The sequence below is a fragment of the Phaeobacter gallaeciensis DSM 26640 genome (assembly GCF_000511385.1).
GTDB lineage: Bacteria > Pseudomonadota > Alphaproteobacteria > Rhodobacterales > Rhodobacteraceae > Phaeobacter > Phaeobacter gallaeciensis.
On the sequence record NC_023137.1, the window covers coordinates 769,990 to 785,711 of the forward strand.

The following is a 15,722-nucleotide window of genomic DNA, read 5'->3' on the forward strand; positions in this document are numbered from 1 at the left end:
ACGGGAATGGTCGAGATCCGCATCACATATGACGAGGGCGCAGACAGGGATGTGCCGCTGCCCGCCTACCAGACGGCTGGTGCTGCCGGGGCCGATCTGCGCGCCAACCTGCCGGATCGCGCGCAGCTGACCCTTGCCCCCGGTGCCCGCGCACTGGTACCAACAGGGCTGCGGCTGGCGATTCCGCAGGGCTATGAGGTGCAGATCCGCCCTCGCTCCGGCCTTGCACTGAAACACGGGATTACCGTGCCCAATGCCCCCGGCACCATCGATAGCGATTATCGCGGCCCGCTTGGGGTGATTGTGATGAACGCAGGTGACGCCCCGTTTGAGATCGCCCATGGCGACCGAATTGCGCAGATGGTGGTGGCCCCCGTGGTGCAGGCGGGGTTCACGTTGGTCGATACCCTTGACGAGACATCACGTGGGGCGGGCGGTTTTGGCTCGACGGGACAGCGCTGATGCTGTCGATCCTTGTCCTTGCCGCTCTGATCTGGTGGGGCGGGCGGTTTCTGGGGCTGGGGCACAACCTGCGGCTTGGTCTGCTCGTGGTGTTGTATGTCGCTATTCTGGCGGTGCATCTGACCCTGCCTGAAACGGCACCGCTGCGCGTGGGCACCGGTGGATCTGCGGCGCCCTGGCTGGTGCTGGCCGGTATGGTGGCTCTGGTGCTGGCCTATCGTCATGTGCTGCGCCGCCTGCGTAGCCGTGCACAGCCGGAAGAGGATACAGAAGGCGGCGCCAAACCCCGCCTGGACAAATTCTCGGAGACGGAGCTGGACCGCTACGCCCGTCATATCGTCCTGCGCGAGCTGGGCGGGCCGGGGCAAAAGAAACTCCGCAAGGCGCGCGTTCTGGTGATCGGGGCCGGGGGCTTGGGCGCGCCAGCGTTGCAATATCTTGCCGCCGCCGGGGTGGGCACTATCGGGGTGATCGACGATGATCTGGTGGAAAACGCCAACCTGCAGCGGCAGGTGATCCACCGCGATCAGGACATCGGCATTCCCAAGGTGTTTTCGGCGCAGGCCGCGATGGAGGCGCAGAACCCATATGTCACCGTGCGCCCCTATCATCGCCGCTTGGATGCGGAGATCGCAGCCGATCTTTTTGGCGATTATGATCTTATCCTGGATGGCACCGACAATTTCGAGACCCGCTACCTGGCCAATCGGACCGCCGTGGCACTGGGCAAGCCGCTGATTTCAGGCGCGCTGTCGCAGTGGGAGGGGCAGATTTCGCTGTTTCACCCCACTGCGGGCGGCCCCTGCTATCAGTGTATCTTTCCCGAAGCGCCGGCAGCAGGCTTGGCGCCCAGCTGCTCCGAGGCGGGGGTCGTGGGCCCATTGCCCGGCGTGGTTGGCGCGATGATGGCACTTGAGGCGATCAAAGCTATCACCGGCGCAGGACAAACCCTGCGCGGTGAGATGCTGATTTACGACGGGCTTTATTCCGAGAGCCGCAAGATCACCCTTAGCCAACGCAGCGACTGCCCAATTTGCGCGGGCGGAGCGGAAGCCGGAGAGGACAGCAGCAAAGGGGTGGGCGCGCCGCGCTCTAGTGCGGAGGCAACCTGAGACAATCTGACGACGCAATCACATTACCAAAGGGGAGGATAAGATGACATTCACATGGACTGGGACGGCGCTGAAAACAGCGGCCGCAACCGCAGGGATGGCCTTGCTGGCAAGCGGAGCTATCGCGGCGGATCTGCCGGATCTTGAAGGGCGCGAAGTGGTCGTGTCGGTGGAAAACGCCTATCCGCCGCTGCAATTTGTTGAACCCTCCAGCGGTAAGGCAATTGGCTGGGAATATGACGCCATGGCGGAGATTGCGGAGCGGATCAACATCACCGTGGTTTATGAAACCACCAGCTGGGATGCGATGATCCCGGCGGTCAGCGATGGCCAGTATGACATGGGCATGACCGGCATCACTATCCGCGATGACCGCAAGGAAAAGGTTGATTTTTCAGACAAATACCTGACCTCGCAGATGCGCATGATCGTGGCCGGGGATGAGAGCCGGTTTGACGATGCTGCAGGTTTTGCCGCTGATGCGGACCTGCTGGCAGGCGCGCAGCCGGGTACCACGCCGTTTTATGTGACAGTTTACGATATCCTTGACGGCGATGAGGCGAACCCGCGTATCAAGCTGTTTGAAACCTTCGGCGCGGCGATTCAGGCGCTGCGCACGGGCGATGTGGATCTGGCGCTTTCTGACAGCACCGCCGCCAATGGGTACGTGCAGGCGTCTGATGGTGCGTTGAAAATCGTAGGTGAGCCGCTGGGGACCGAGGATTTCGGCTTCATTTTCCCGAAGGGCAGCGATCTTGTGGCACCGATCAATGCGGCCATCGCCGCGATGGAGGCGGACGGCACGCTGGATGCGCTGAACACCAAGTGGTTCCTTGAGTATAAGCTCGGCGGATAACCCTGCACAGACAACGACCAATCCCCGGCCTAGGAGCCGGGGATTTCTACATCACGGGGCAGATATGAGCGCACAAGAACCAAAGCCGCGCAGGGCGGACGGCAAGAAAGACGATTTTCCCTGGTGGCTGGCGGCGGTGCTTCTGATTGGCGGGACGCTGGTCTGGCGGGTGGCTTCGGATGATCTTTATCTCACCATCCTCAGCACGTTGATGCGCGGCGTGCAGCTGACCATCTTTGTGACGCTGATCAGTTTTTTTCTCGCATCGCTCCTGGGCCTTGGGCTGGCGCTGGCGGCGGGGTCACGCTGGCTGGTGATCCGCCAGAGCGCGCGGTTCTACATAGAGGTGGTGCGCGGCATTCCGATCATTGTGCTGTTGCTTTATGTTGCCTTCGTTCTGGCGCCGGCGCTGGTGGAGCTGCGCAACTGGATCGGCGCGCATCTGGGGCTGGATCCGATCCGCACCCGCAATTTTCCGCTGTTGTGGCGGGCCATCATCGCGTTGATGATCGCCTATTCCGCCTTCATCTCGGAGGTGTTTCGCGCGGGCCTGCAATCCGTGGATGAAGGCCAGATCGAGGCGGCAAAGGCGCTGGGCCTCAGCCGTTGGCATCGCTTCCGTTTCATCGTGTTTCCACAGGCAATCCGCACCATCCTGCCACCGCTGGGCAATGATTTTGTCGCCTTGGTGAAGGACAGCTCGTTGGTGTCGGTGCTGGGTGTTGCGGATGTCACGCAGCTGGGCAAGCTGACGGCGGTCGGCAATTTCCGCTATTTCGAGACCTACAATGTGGTGGCGTTGATTTACCTGACCCTGACCATCGGCCTGTCGCTGCTGCTCAGACGGTTTGAAAAACACCTGCGCCGCCGTGAGGAGCGCCGCTAGCTACGGTCCCCTTGCGGTGATTGATGAAATTCTCTCGACTGTGCCTCTGGACGGCGGGCAGGGGCAGGCATAGCTTCCTCTCAAAGGAGATTTGCCATGACCAATCCACTGCTGTCCACCTGGGACACGCCGTTTGAAATCGCCCCCTTCGACCAAATCAAGGACAGCGATTTCGCCCCTGCGCTGGAGGAGGCATTGGCTGCGCATAAGGCGCAGATTGATGCGATTGCCAGTTCGGATGAGGCGCCGACATTTGCCAATGTGATCGAGGCGCTGGAAACCCCCTGCCGCGAGTTGGAACAGGTTCTGTCGGTGTTCTACAGCGTGGCCGGGGCCGACAGTAATCCCGAGCGTGAGGCGCTACAGCGGGCGTTTTCGCTAAAGCTGGCGGCGCATTTCTCGGCCATCACCGCGAATAAGGCGCTGTATGCCCGCATCAAATCTGTCTGGGATCAACGCGATACGCTGGATCTTACGGAGGAACAGGCGCGTGTCTTGATGCTGACACACCGTAGCTTTGTGCGGGGTGGTGCGGCGCTGGAGGGCGTGGATGACACCCGCATGCAGGAGATCAAATCCCGCCTGGCGACGCTTGGGACCGAGTTCACCCAGAACCTGCTGGCGGATGAGCGCGACTGGTTCATGGCGCTGAGCGAAGACGATCTGACCGGTCTGCCGCAATTCGTCGTCGATGCCGCGCGTGCGGCGGGCAAGGATAAGGGGCTGGATGGTCCCGCGGTGACGCTGTCGCGCTCTCTCATCACGCCGTTTCTGCAGTTCTCGCCACGCCGCGACCTGCGAAAACGCGCCTTTGAAGCCTGGGCCGCGCGCGGTGCCAATGGCGGTGACAGCGACAATCGTGAGATCGCTGCTGAAATTTTGGCCCTCCGCGAAGAACGCGCCAAACTGCTGGGCTATGAAAACTTTGCGGCCTACAAGCTGGAAACCGAGATGGCCAAGACCCCGGCTGCAGTGCGTGATCTGTTGATGCAGGTCTGGGAACCGGCCAAGGCGCAGGCGGAGGCAGATGCCTGGGTGCTGACCAAGATGATGCAGGAGGATGGCATCAACGGCGAACTGGAGCCGTGGGACTGGCGCTACTATGCGGAGAAACGGCGCAAGGCGGAGCATGATCTGGATGAGGCGGAGCTGAAGCCCTATTTCCAGCTGGACCGCATGATTGAGGCGTCGTTCGACTGCGCAACCCGCCTGTTCGGGCTGGAGTTCACGCCGCTTGAGGTGCCACTTTATCACGAAGATTGCCGCGCCTGGGAGGTGACCCGCAATGGCGCGCATGTGGCGGTGTTCATTGGCGATTATTTTGCCCGTTCGTCCAAGCGTTCCGGTGCATGGTGTTCGGCGATGCGCAGTCAGGCGAAGTTCCCTGAGGTGCAGACCCCGATCGTGATCAACGTCTGCAACTTTGCCAAGGGCGATCCGGCGCTGCTGTCTTATGATGATGCGCGCACGCTGTTTCATGAGTTTGGCCATGCGTTGCATCAGATGCTGTCGGATGTGAGTTATGAGAGCATCTCCGGCACCTCCGTGGCGCGCGACTTTGTAGAACTGCCTTCGCAGCTTTATGAACACTGGCTGGATGTGCCGGAGGTTCTGGGCAAATTCGCCACCCATGCGGAAACCGGCAAACCGATGCCCGTCGAGATGCGCGACCGGGTTCTGGCGGCCTCGACTTTTGATATGGGGTTCCAGACGGTGGAATATGTGGCGTCTGCGCTGGTGGATCTGGCGTTTCATGACGGGCCTGCGCCGAAAGATCCGATGGCCAGACAGGCAGAGGTGCTGGCAGAGATCGGCATGCCGCCCGCGATCATCATGCGCCATGCGACACCGCATTTTGCGCATGTCTTCTCGGGTGATGGCTATTCCTCCGGCTACTACAGCTACATGTGGTCCGAGGTGATGGACGCAGATGCTTTTGCCGCCTTTGAGGAGGCGGGCGGCGCCTTTGATGCGGAGCGCGCCGAGGCGCTGGAGGCGCATATCCTCTCCACCGGTGGCTCCCGTGATCCGGCCGAGCTGTACACTGCGTTCCGGGGGCGCCTGCCGGGTGTTGATGCGTTGCTGAAGGGGCGCGGACTGGCGGCGAAATAATCCACGTTGGCCGTTGGCATGGAAAAGGGCAGGCGCCACGCGTCTGCCCTCTTTCATTTGTGAACTGTTTGAGCCTTTGTCCTTGATCCTAGAACAGCTGCAGGTCTTTTTGACCGTTCTCGATTTCGCTGAAGCTGGGCATATTCTGGATCATGCAGGGCACCGCCTCAGGACATGGCATAGACACCGTTGGCTTCATCGCAGCCGCCATGCCAAAGCCGCGCTGATCCAGCTCGCCGCGAATATCGCGCAGCAGGGTTTTGTGATCGGGCATGGATTTGAGGATTTGCGCCAGATCCACCTTCGCGCCTTTCCACCACTGGAACCAGATCGGTTTCTTCAGCGGCCGCAGCCGATCCCGGATGCCGGGGCCATAGCCCGTATCATAGACCTGCTTGCCCAGAAGCACGGTCTGATAGACGCGGTAGTCAAACAGGGTCGCGAACTCAATATCATGGGGCATCGGCAGTCGGTGCTGCCAGAGTTCCAGATTTTCGGCCAGACGATCCGGGATTTTCATCTCGGTGCGGGCGTCGATCCAATACTGGTCATCGGTGCGGTTGCCCAGCCGGTAGTGTAGGCAGATGAATTCCAGCACCTCATCATAGAGCTTGTCCATCTGCCGGTTGTATCGGCTGCGCAGGGACGGGGCGATGTCGCGCGTGGGCATATGTTCGGTAAGCCAGCGCACCGCGTGATCGATCATATGGATTGCGGTGCTTTCGAGAGGTTCGATAAACCCGCCGGCCAGACCGATGGCGACACAGTTCTTAACCCAGGCATTGCGCACCCGCCCGATCCGCATTGGAATGATGCGCGGGGTCGCCCCCTTGCCACTGTCGCCGAGCCACGCGAGGTATTCATCCGCCGCCTGATCATCGGTGCGATGGGCGGAGGAGAACACATAGCCGGTGCCCACACGGTTATAAAGCGGCACCCGCCAGGTCCAACCGGCGCCAAGGGCGGTGGAGCGCGTCAGGCTTTCGATCTTTTCCGGGTTCGGGTGGTCGATCTGCAGCGCCATCGCGCGGTCATTGGGCAGATAGTCGGAGTAATCCATAAACGGCTCACCCAGCGCCTGATTGATAATCAGCCCGCGGAAACCGGTGCAGTCGATGACCATCTCGACATCGTGACGGCCGCGCTGCTCCAGCATCAGATGGCTGACATTGCCCTGCTCATCCAGCTCAACCGATGTCACCTCATCCTGAATATGTTCTACGCCATGCTTGGTACAGACCTTGGTGAGCATGCCTGCAAATTTCACCGCGTCCAGATGGTAGGCATAGCCAAACCGCTGCTCAAACTCCGGCTGACCTAAGGGGCGTGCGCCCTTGCACAGGCGGCCCAGATCATCATGGGGGGAGATGGACTGGGTATAGTCCCGATCCCCGTTACCAAAGCGCAGGAAATACTCTGCAGGCTCCAACCCCTCCAGCAGCTGGCCATGGGCGAAGGGGTTCACGTAGTCGATGCGATTGCCCTTGGCATCGGTGTTCCAGTTGCAGAATTTCACACCCAGTTTGAACGAGGCATTGGTCTCGCGAAAGAAAGCGCGCTCCGAGATCCCCGCCTGACGGAGGGTTTTGGGCATCCGCGGTACGGTTGCCTCGCCCACACCGACGGTGGCGATATTCGGGCTTTCGATCAGGCAGATTTTTGGCCGGTCTTTGGGCGCTGACGTGCGGGAGAGTTCCGTCTCCAGGATCAGCGCCGTCATCCAGCCCGCCGTACCACCCCCAACGATGGTGATCCTCCTTAAGCGATTGTTCATGTGTTCCGTCCCTGTTTTATAGTTTTTTCAAGGACCGTAGCGCAGCTATCTGGCATCTGGCTAGCAACAATTCCGCAAATTGCTGTGTGGACCCTGTTATCAGGCGGTCCGAGGCGCGATGCGCTGTCGTGCGGAGGGGCGCAGGCTGGGCACGCCAGTCTTCAAGTTTTGAAATCTACTGTTCTGCAGCAGGGCTTGCCGGTGCAGCCTGTGGCTATCCGGGGGGTGGCTCTGGGGGCGGATCAATCTATCAGTTGTTGATCGGGGCCTTTGTCTGCAGCCGGGTGGTCGCGGCATAAAGCGGACGGCGCCGCCACGGGGGCGGAGGAGGGCGGGTTCAGGGCCCGCGTGCTCAAATTCTCTGCACGACCCCAGAAGTTGGGGTCCGGTTCCTGGTGGGAGCCGGGGTGCCAGACCCGGATCCTGCAATCGCGATTGGGGCCAGTCTGCCACAGCGGTCTGAACCAATCCTGAGCGCGACGGGCGCTGGGTTTGCTGATCGTTAAGTCTTATCCGCTGCGTATCTGGGGCTAGTACCCAAGCCTGCGATCCACCTGATGCAGGAAGGCGTCATCAGCCTCACCCCGCCGGATATTCTCAGCAATGACGCGCGCGGCGGTGAGGGGCCGGGTTTCTGCCGCGATATGCGGCGTCACGGTCACATTGGGATGGGCCCAATAGGGATGATCCATCGGCAGCGGCTCAACGCGGAAGACATCAAGCGTTGCATGGCCGATCTGACCCCTGTCGAGCGCGGCCAGAAGGGCGTCGTCGTCGATGAGGGGGCCGCGACCGGGGTTGATGATCCGCGCGCCCTTGGGCAGCAGGGCGAGGGTGTCGCGGTTGAGGGTGTTTTCCGTCGCCGGGGTATCAGGCAGCAGCAGGACAACGATTTCTGCCATCGCTAGCGCGTCGCGCAGGCCTGCATCGCCATGGCGGCAGGTGATGCCGTCTATGGATTTCTCAGATCGCGACCAGCCAGTGACCGGAAAGCCAAGTGTCGCTAGCATCTGCGCACAGGCCTGCCCCAGCGCGCCAAGACCCAGAACCGTCACCGGGCGTTCCTCGGCAAGCGGGGGGACCACCGGCTCCCAGCGGTCCTGCGTGTGGATCGTGCGGTCGATATCGAGGTGATAGCGCAGCACATGGCCACTGACCCATTCCACCATACCCGCGGTCAGACCGGGGTCGACCATCCGGCAGAGCGGCATCGTCAGGGTCTGGTTGCCCACGATCTTCTCCACCCCGGCCCAGAGGCTGAGCACCGCCTTGCAGCGGGTATAGGGGGTGAAATCCTGCAGGTCTGAATTGGGGGCATAGACCACGTAATCCACATCAGCCGGGGCGTGATCCAGACGCAGATCGACCTTCAGCCCGACCTCTGCGAAGGCGGCGCGCAAAGGCGCCTCATAGGTGGCCCAGCGTTCGGGCAGGGCGGCAAACTGGACGTTGATCATGTTGCAAATACTCCGGCCATATCGGCAAACCCCTTGATTTCAACCGGGTTACCTGCGGGATCATGAAAGAACATCGTGCTTTGCTCGCCCGGCTCGCCTGCGAACCGTGTGGTGGGGGCGATAGTGAACGCCAGCCCCGCCGCCTCCAGCCGATCGGCCAACGTGCGCCAGTCCGCCTGCGGTAGAATCACGCCAAGGTGGGGCATCGGCACCATGTGATCGCCGACCTTGCCGGTGTTGGCGGTGGCAAAAACCGGTCCGAGGTGGAGCGAGATTTGATGGCCGAAGAAGTTGAAATCCACCCAGGTCTCGGTGCTGCGCCCCTCCTGACAGCCGAGGAGGCCGCCATAAAAACCGCGCGCCTGATCAAGGTCATCGACGTGATAGGCGAGGTGAAAAATGCTCATCGCTCTGCTCCCTGTAATCTGTGGCCTCAGGGATAGAAGGGGATGATGAAAAAGGGTAGCTTATTTTTCTATATTCAAACATAAGAAAAACTATGGATATACGGTTTCTTGCCAGCCTCGTCGCAACGATAGAGGAGGGATCCCTGGCGGCGGCGGCGCGCCGGGAGGGGATCACCGCATCGGCGATTTCGCAACGGATCGCGGCGCTGGAGGCTGATATCGGTGTGGGGCTGTTGTGCCGCGCCGGGCGCGTCATGCAGCCGACGGCGGAGTGCCGTCGCCTGTTACCAAAGATGCGAGAGGTTCTGCGGGCTGAGGCAGAGCTGCGGGGGCAGCTGCGCGGGGCCACCCTGAGCGGCACGCTGCGGCTTGGGGCTGTGTCAACGGCCATGGGGGATTACGCGGGAGTGATCCTTCGGCACTTGAGGGGGGCTGCGCCGGAGGTTGCCTTGCAGCTGGTGCCGGGCTCATCGGAAGGGCTTTATACGGCGATGCAGCAAGGGGAGGTGGATGCCGCACTGCTGATTGAGCCACCGTTTGCGCTCCCCAAAGCCTATATATTCAAAGAGGTGGCCCGCCAGCCCATTGGCTTGTTGCAGGCAGAAGGGGACGGTGAGGGGCTATCTGATGGGGCGCTACCGTTCCTGATCTACAGCCGCGAGGCCTGGGGTGGGGCGTGCTGTTGGCAGGCGCTGACACAGCGGGTTGAGACGCCGGACATTCTGGCGGAACTGGATGCGCTTGAGCTGATCGCGCAAATGGTGGCCGAGGGCACCGCACAGGCTGTTGTGCCGCTTTGGCAGGGGCTGCGCAGGCATGCTGGCCTGCGGTTCATCCCTTTTGACGGGGAGGCCCGGCGGTTGGGGGTTCTGCTGCATCAGCGCGATGCCGACAGCGCGTTGACAGGGGTGCTGCTGGCGTCCCTAGGCGCCTGATCTTAGCGGGGGCGGTGGATATTCGCGCTTTGCACAAGGCCGAAGGCGCCCATCAGCACCAGCATCACCGAGCCACCATAGGACACCATCGGCAGCGGCACCCCCACCACTGGCGCAAGGCCCATCACCATCGACATGTTCACTGCAAAAAACAGGAAGAAGCTGATCGCAATCCCCAATGTGACCAACGACGCAAAGCGGTCCTTGGTGGCGAGTGCGGTGGCAATGCAGAAGGTGATCACCAGCATATAGATGAACAGCAGGGTAAACCCGCCGATGAAACCGAATTCCTCGGCCAGAGTGGTGAAGATGAAATCGGTGTGTTTTTCCGGCAGGAAGTTCAGTCGCGACTGGGTGCCCTGCATGAAGCCGCGCCCTGACCAGCCGCCGGAGCCGAGCGCGATCTTCGACTGGGTGATGTGATAGCCCGCCCCGAGCGGGTCCTGTGAGGGATCCAGAAAGGTGTCGATGCGGCGGAACTGGTAGTCCTTCAGCAGTTGCCAGTCGGTGCCTCGGCTCTTGAACACGGTGGCCACAAGTCCGACACCGGCTCCGATTACAGCGGCGAAATAAGCCCAGTGGACACCGGCCAGGAACATCACACCGCCACCGGCCGCCATCAGCAGGATGGAGGTGCCAAGGTCCGGCTGGCGCAGCACCAGAAACGTGGGCAGCAGGATCAGGATGACCGGCAGGATCACCCATTGCGGACGCGAGCAGCGTTCCGGCGGCAGCCAGTCGTAATAGGCGGCCAGCAGCATCACCAGCGTGATCTTCATCAGTTCAGATGGTTGCAGGCGCATGAAGCCGATATCGATCCAGCGCTGTGCGCCCATGCCGACGGTGCCGAAAAACTCCACCGCCACCAGAAGCAGGACGGAGACCAGATAGGCCAGAACAGAGATATTGCGCCAGAACCAGATCGGGATCATGGCGACGACCAGCATCACCGACAGGCCCAGAACGAAACGTTTGACCTGCGGCTCCACCCAAGGGGAGAAACTGCCCCCCGCCACCGAGTAGAGCATCAGAAACCCGACGCTGGCGACGCTGGCTAGTAGCAGAACCAAGGGCCAGTTCAGATAGAGGACCTTGCGCAGGCCAGTGGGAACCGATTGTGCGTTATTGGCGAGATAGCTCATGCCGATCCTCTCATGCGCGGCGGTCTCATGCTTGGTCGCTGCCGCTGTCACGGTTGCGCTGAATGCGCTCACGTTCCAGACGTTCCTGCAGGGCTTCGATGTTTGTGCGGTCCTTCTTGGGGTAGGCTTCTAGCGGCGGGCTGCCGTCATAAAGCGCCTGCAAAAGCACATCGCGCGCAATCGGGGCGGCTGCTTTGGAGCCGCCGCCGCCATGCTCGACCACCACTGCAACGGCAAATTTCGGAGCGTCAGCCGGTGCATAGGCCACAAACAGTGCATGGTCGCGGCGTTCCCACGGCAGATCCTCGTTGCGGATCACCCCGGCGGCCCGCTCGGCAGCGGTGATATTGCGCACCTGGCTGGTGCCGCTTTTGCCGGCCATGCGCATACCGTCCGCAATGATCCGGGAGCGATAGCCGGTGCCGCGCCGCTCATTGCTGACCGAATACATGCCCCGGCGGATGGTGCGCAGATTGTTTTCATTGACGCCGATTGGGTCGCCCGCGCCGCTGGGCTGTTCCACCCCGTCGATGGATTTCAGCAGGCGCGGGGTAACCGACCGGCCAGTGGCCAAGCGCGCGGTCATCACCGCCAGCTGCATTGGCGAGGCCAAAAGATAGCCTTGCCCGATGGAGGAGTTCACGGTGTCGCCAACCAGCCAGTCCTGACCGTAGGTCTTCGACTTCCATTCCTTGTTCGGGGCGATCCCCTTGGCCACGGCGGACATCGGCAGATCGTGCCGCACGCCAAGGCCGAAGCGTTTTGCCATGGCGGAAATCTTGTCGATGCCAACCTTGATGGCGAGGTCGTAGTAATAGACGTCGCAGGAGCTTTTGAGCGAGGTGTTGAGATCCACATGGCCGTGGCCTGCGCGTTTCCAGCAGTGGAAGCGGCGGCCTGAGACCTCCAGATGGCCCGGACACCAGACAGTGTCTTCGGTGCCGATCAAGCCTTCTTCCAGCGCGGCGAGGGCGGTGATCATCTTGAAGGTGGATCCCGGCGGATAGGTGCCCTGCACCGATTTATTGGCGAGTGGGCGATAGGGGTCTTCGGTGAGCATCCGGTAGTCGGCGACCGAGATCCCTCGCACAAACAGATTGGGATCAAAGCTGGGGGAGGAGGCGATGGCGCGTACATCGCCGCTCTCGCAATCAATCACCACGGCGCTGGCGCTTTCCTTACCCAGGCGGGCCTGAGTGTAATACTGCAAATCCGCATCAACGGTCAGCTGCATATCCGCACCGGCCTCACCCTCGCGTCGGTCCAGCTCACGCATGACCCGCCCGGTGGCGTTGACCTCAACCCTCTTGGCGCCGGCCTTGCCGCGCAAGACGTCTTCGCGCTTGGCCTCGAACCCGACCTTGCCGATCTGGAAGCGCGGGATCATCAGCACCGGCTCGGGGTCTTCCATCTTGCTCAGATCATAGTCGGAGACCGGACCGACGTAACCGACCACATGGGCAAAGTCTTCCTGCTGGGGATAGACACGGGTCAGGCCAACCTCAGGCGTGATGCCGGGCAGGGCGGGGGCGTTCACGGCGACTTTGGAGATATCGTCCCAGCTGATCTGATCCGCCAGAGTGATCGGCAGAAACGGCGGTGAGCGGCGCATCTCGGCCATGGCGCGTTCGATATCTTCGGGGTCCAGCGTCAGTAGGCGCGACAGCTTGTCGATGACGTCACCCACGTCACCTGCGTCCTCCGGCACCACAGTGATCCGGTAGGATTGGGAGTTCTGCGCCAGAATGGTGCCGTTGCGGTCATAAATCTGCCCGCGGGCGGGCGGGATCAGGCGCAGGTTGATCCGGTTTTCCTCGGCCAGCAGGCGAAACTGATCTGCCTGATCGACCTGAAGATGGCGCATTCGCATTGCAAGACCACCGGCAAAGGCCAGCTGCATCCCCCCTAAAAGCAGGGCGCGGCGGCTGAGTTTGCGATGTGTGGCTTCGACGTCTTTGACGTTGCGTTTCATCAGCGGCTTCCCAGGGCTTCTGCCTCCGCGGGGGAGAGTTTGCGCACCCCCAGCAGGCTTTGGCTGATCAGCACGATCAGCGGATAGATCAGCAATGTTGCCACCATCTGGATCAGAATCAACCCCAGCGACGGCTGCACCACCCCCAGAACCGCGAGGATCAGCCGGTTGAGCAAGGTCACAGCGGTGATGGTCATCGCCACGGTGACCCATTCCCCAATAAAGGCGGTTTCGCGGTGCGGCTGGACCTGCGATTTCAGAAAGCTGCAGGCGAGCACAACCAGAAGCGCCATCAGCCCCGGTGGCCGTTGAAACAGCAAATCCGCCAGCAGAAATGTCAGGGCAATCAGCAGGGTCGGGACATAGTCAGGGCGGCGAACCGACCAGGCCATGACCAGCGCCAGCAGCAGATCCGGCGGTGCCCAGCGGGAGGGCAGCGTGTCCAGGGGCAGCAGATGAAAGAACATAACCACCAGGGCCAAGGCGGGAAAGGCCGCCCGCATGATCCAGATCCGTGCCGGGGCGTTATTCGCCATTGCCGGCCTCCGCTGCGGCCTCATCGCCCAGACCTTCGGGGCGGGGCTGCGGGATATTGATGCCCGGTGCAGGCACCACGAGGCCGCCGGGATCCTTGATCACCTCTGAGCCGTGGTGGCGCAGCACCCGCAGAAATTCGAGCCGCTCATAGTCTGCCGACAGGCGCACCCGCAGGCGGCCAAACCGGTCCTGCGTAACCTGCCCGATCAGCAGGCCTGCCGGAAACACATTGCCATCGCCTGAGGTCACAACCCGGTCACCGGGGCGGACCAGATCGGGGTTTTCAAGGAAGTCGATCACCGGTGCCGGGCTGTTGTCGCCAGCCACCAGCGTGCTCTGCCCCGAAGGCTGGATCAGCGCAGGTACCGCACTGGCCGCATCGGTCAGCAGGATCACCCGCGCGGTGTCCTGCCCGGTGCCGGAGATCCGCCCGACAAGGCCGATGCCATCCATCGCCGCCCAGCCATCGCGCACCCCGTCGCGGGCGCCCACATTCAGGATCACCGACTGGCGAAACGGAGACCCGCTGTCGGCCATCACCACGCCGGTCACATAGGTAAGACGCGGGTCTAACCGCACATTGTTGAGATCCAGCAGACGGGCGTTTTCCTGCTCCAGCTGCAACGCGGCCTCTTTCCAGGCGCGCATCTGGCGCAATTCGCTGCGCAATTCCCGGTTCTGTTCGGCAAGCCGCTGATAACTCTGGAAATCGCGGAACAGGTTGATTGCTCCCTCAACCGGGATCATCGCCCAGTCCATGCTGGGGACCACAGCATCAACCACCTGCGCGCGGAACCGTTCAACCCGTGGGCTGTCAATGCGCCAAACCAGAAAAATACCCAGCAGGCACAGGCAGACAACCCCGGTCAGCAGGCGGCGCAGCGGGGCGGTGTAGTCATCGCGCTGGGACCGATCTTTGGCCAAGGTGTTCCTTCCCGGCGCCGGGCGTCGACCATCCTAGAGATGGTCTGGCCGCTCAGCTGTCGTAATCGATGGCATGTGCCAGCTGTTTTTCGTATTCCAGTGCCTTGCCGGTGCCAAGCGCCACGCAGTTCAGGCTCTCATCGGCGATGGAGACGGCCAGGCCGGTCTGTTCCCGCAGGGCCAGATCTAGATCCCCCAAGAGCGCGCCGCCGCCAGTGAGCATGACGCCTCGGTCGACGATATCTGCTGCCAGATCCGGCGGGGTGGTTTCCAGCGCGGTCATCACCGCTTCGCAGATCTGCTGCACCGGTTCGGCCAGAGCCTCGGCGACCTGGGCCTGGCTGACTTCGATCTCTTTCGGCACGCCGTTCAGCAGGTCACGACCACGGATTTGCATCGACTGGCCACGGCCGTCATCAGGCATGCGGGCAGTACCGATGGAGGTTTTCACACGCTCAGCGGTGGATTCCCCGATCAGAAGGTTCTGCTGGCGACGCAGATAGGAGATGATCGCCTCATCCATCCGGTCACCGCCGACCCGCACCGAGCGGGCATAGACAATGTCGCCCAGCGACAGGACCGCAACCTCGGTTGTCCCGCCACCGATATCCACAACCATGTTGCCGGTGGGATCGGTGATCGGCATGCCGGCACCAATGGCCGCGGCGATGGGCTCTGCAATCAGACCGGCGCGACGCGCCCCGGCAGAGAGAACCGATTGACGGATCGCGCGTTTTTCCACGGGGGTGGCACCATGGGGGACGCAGACGATGATCTTGGGCTTGGAGAAGGTGGAGCGTTTGTGGACCTTGCGGATGAAGTGTTTGATCATCTCTTCGGCAGTGTCAAAATCCGCAATCACCCCTTCGCGCATCGGACGGATGGCTTCAATCGAGCCGGGGGTCCGCCCCAGCATCAGCTTGGCGTCTTCGCCAACCGCCAGCACTTTTTTCACGCCATCTTTCACGTGATAGGCCACAACCGACGGTTCCGACAGGATGACACCGCGACCTTTGACATAGACAAGCGTGTTCGCCGTGCCGAGGTCAATTGCCATATCAGACGTGAACAACCCGCCAAGACTTCCGAAGATCGACATATATTAAGACCCTGTAAAACTGCCACCTGTCCCGCGACTCTGCTGAG

14 protein-coding genes are annotated in these 15,722 nt (G+C 61.7%); 6 read left to right on the forward strand and 8 right to left on the reverse strand.

Features of this window, described 5'->3' with window-relative positions; translation table 11 throughout:
* The first annotated feature begins 6 nt into the window (after positions 1–6).
* The 5 genes from dut (at position 7) to GAL_RS03755 (ending at position 5,428) form a co-directional block, all read left to right on the forward strand.
* A complete protein-coding gene (gene dut / locus GAL_RS03735) occupies positions 7–462 on the forward strand; it encodes a dUTP diphosphatase (protein WP_024096257.1) in 456 nt (151 codons plus the stop codon).
* The gene (locus tag GAL_RS03740) at positions 462–1,574 is read left to right on the forward strand and encodes a HesA/MoeB/ThiF family protein (protein WP_024096258.1); all 1,113 of its coding nucleotides are present in this window, start codon (positions 462–464) and stop codon (positions 1,572–1,574) included. The genes dut and GAL_RS03740 overlap by 1 nt, the downstream gene beginning before the upstream one ends.
* A 43-nt stretch (positions 1,575–1,617) precedes the next feature.
* A complete protein-coding gene (locus tag GAL_RS03745; RefSeq protein WP_024096259.1) occupies positions 1,618–2,430 on the forward strand; it encodes a transporter substrate-binding domain-containing protein in 813 nt (270 codons plus the stop codon).
* Positions 2,431–2,494: 64 nt separating this feature from the next.
* Complete coding sequence (locus GAL_RS03750; RefSeq protein ID WP_024096260.1) at positions 2,495–3,316, forward strand: amino acid ABC transporter permease; 822 nt, start codon at positions 2,495–2,497, stop codon at positions 3,314–3,316.
* Positions 3,317–3,412: 96 nt separating this feature from the next.
* Entirely contained in the window at positions 3,413–5,428 is a 2,016-nt protein-coding gene (locus GAL_RS03755) for a M3 family metallopeptidase (protein ID WP_024096261.1), read from the forward strand.
* 88 nt (positions 5,429–5,516) lie between these two features.
* On the opposite strand, the gene GAL_RS03760 is transcribed toward GAL_RS03755, so the two are convergent.
* The 3 genes from GAL_RS03760 to GAL_RS03770 all read right to left on the reverse strand — a co-directional run bounded on the left by GAL_RS03760 (position 5,517) and on the right by GAL_RS03770 (position 9,066).
* Entirely contained in the window at positions 5,517–7,202 is a 1,686-nt protein-coding gene (locus tag GAL_RS03760) for a tryptophan halogenase family protein (protein ID WP_024096262.1), read from the reverse strand.
* A gap of 530 nt (positions 7,203–7,732) precedes the next feature.
* Positions 7,733–8,659, reverse strand: a complete 927-nt coding sequence (locus tag GAL_RS03765; protein ID WP_024096263.1) for a 2-hydroxyacid dehydrogenase — start codon at positions 8,657–8,659, stop codon at positions 7,733–7,735.
* Positions 8,656–9,066 carry a VOC family protein gene (locus GAL_RS03770; RefSeq protein ID WP_024096264.1) on the reverse strand — a complete coding sequence of 137 codons (411 nt, stop codon included), beginning with the start codon at positions 9,064–9,066 and terminating at the stop codon, positions 8,656–8,658. Before GAL_RS03770 ends, GAL_RS03765 begins: the two co-directional genes overlap by 4 nt.
* 92 nt (positions 9,067–9,158) lie before the next feature.
* Between GAL_RS03770 and GAL_RS03775 the strand changes: the two genes are divergently transcribed.
* Complete coding sequence (locus tag GAL_RS03775) at positions 9,159–10,001, forward strand: LysR family transcriptional regulator (RefSeq protein ID WP_024096265.1); 843 nt, start codon at positions 9,159–9,161, stop codon at positions 9,999–10,001.
* A gap of 2 nt (positions 10,002–10,003) precedes the next feature.
* Here GAL_RS03775 and rodA read toward each other — a convergent pair whose 3' ends face one another.
* The 5 genes from rodA to GAL_RS03800 are packed head-to-tail and all read right to left on the reverse strand — an operon-like array spanning position 10,004 to position 15,675.
* Positions 10,004–11,143: a rod shape-determining protein RodA gene (gene rodA / locus GAL_RS03780; RefSeq protein WP_024096266.1), complete on the reverse strand. Its 1,140-nt coding sequence runs from the start codon at positions 11,141–11,143 to the stop codon at positions 10,004–10,006.
* Positions 11,144–11,168: 25 nt separating this feature from the next.
* The gene (gene mrdA, locus GAL_RS03785) at positions 11,169–13,115 is read right to left on the reverse strand and encodes a penicillin-binding protein 2 (protein ID WP_024096267.1); all 1,947 of its coding nucleotides are present in this window, start codon (positions 13,113–13,115) and stop codon (positions 11,169–11,171) included.
* Positions 13,115–13,651, reverse strand: a complete 537-nt coding sequence (mreD, locus tag GAL_RS03790) for a rod shape-determining protein MreD (protein ID WP_024096268.1) — start codon at positions 13,649–13,651, stop codon at positions 13,115–13,117. The genes mrdA and mreD overlap by 1 nt, the downstream gene beginning before the upstream one ends.
* The gene (gene mreC, locus GAL_RS03795; RefSeq protein ID WP_024096269.1) at positions 13,641–14,576 is read right to left on the reverse strand and encodes a rod shape-determining protein MreC; all 936 of its coding nucleotides are present in this window, start codon (positions 14,574–14,576) and stop codon (positions 13,641–13,643) included. Before mreC ends, mreD begins: the two co-directional genes overlap by 11 nt.
* A 52-nt stretch (positions 14,577–14,628) precedes the next feature.
* Positions 14,629–15,675 carry a rod shape-determining protein gene (locus GAL_RS03800; protein ID WP_024096270.1) on the reverse strand — a complete coding sequence of 349 codons (1,047 nt, stop codon included), beginning with the start codon at positions 15,673–15,675 and terminating at the stop codon, positions 14,629–14,631.
* Between the last annotated feature and the right edge of the window lie 47 nt (positions 15,676–15,722).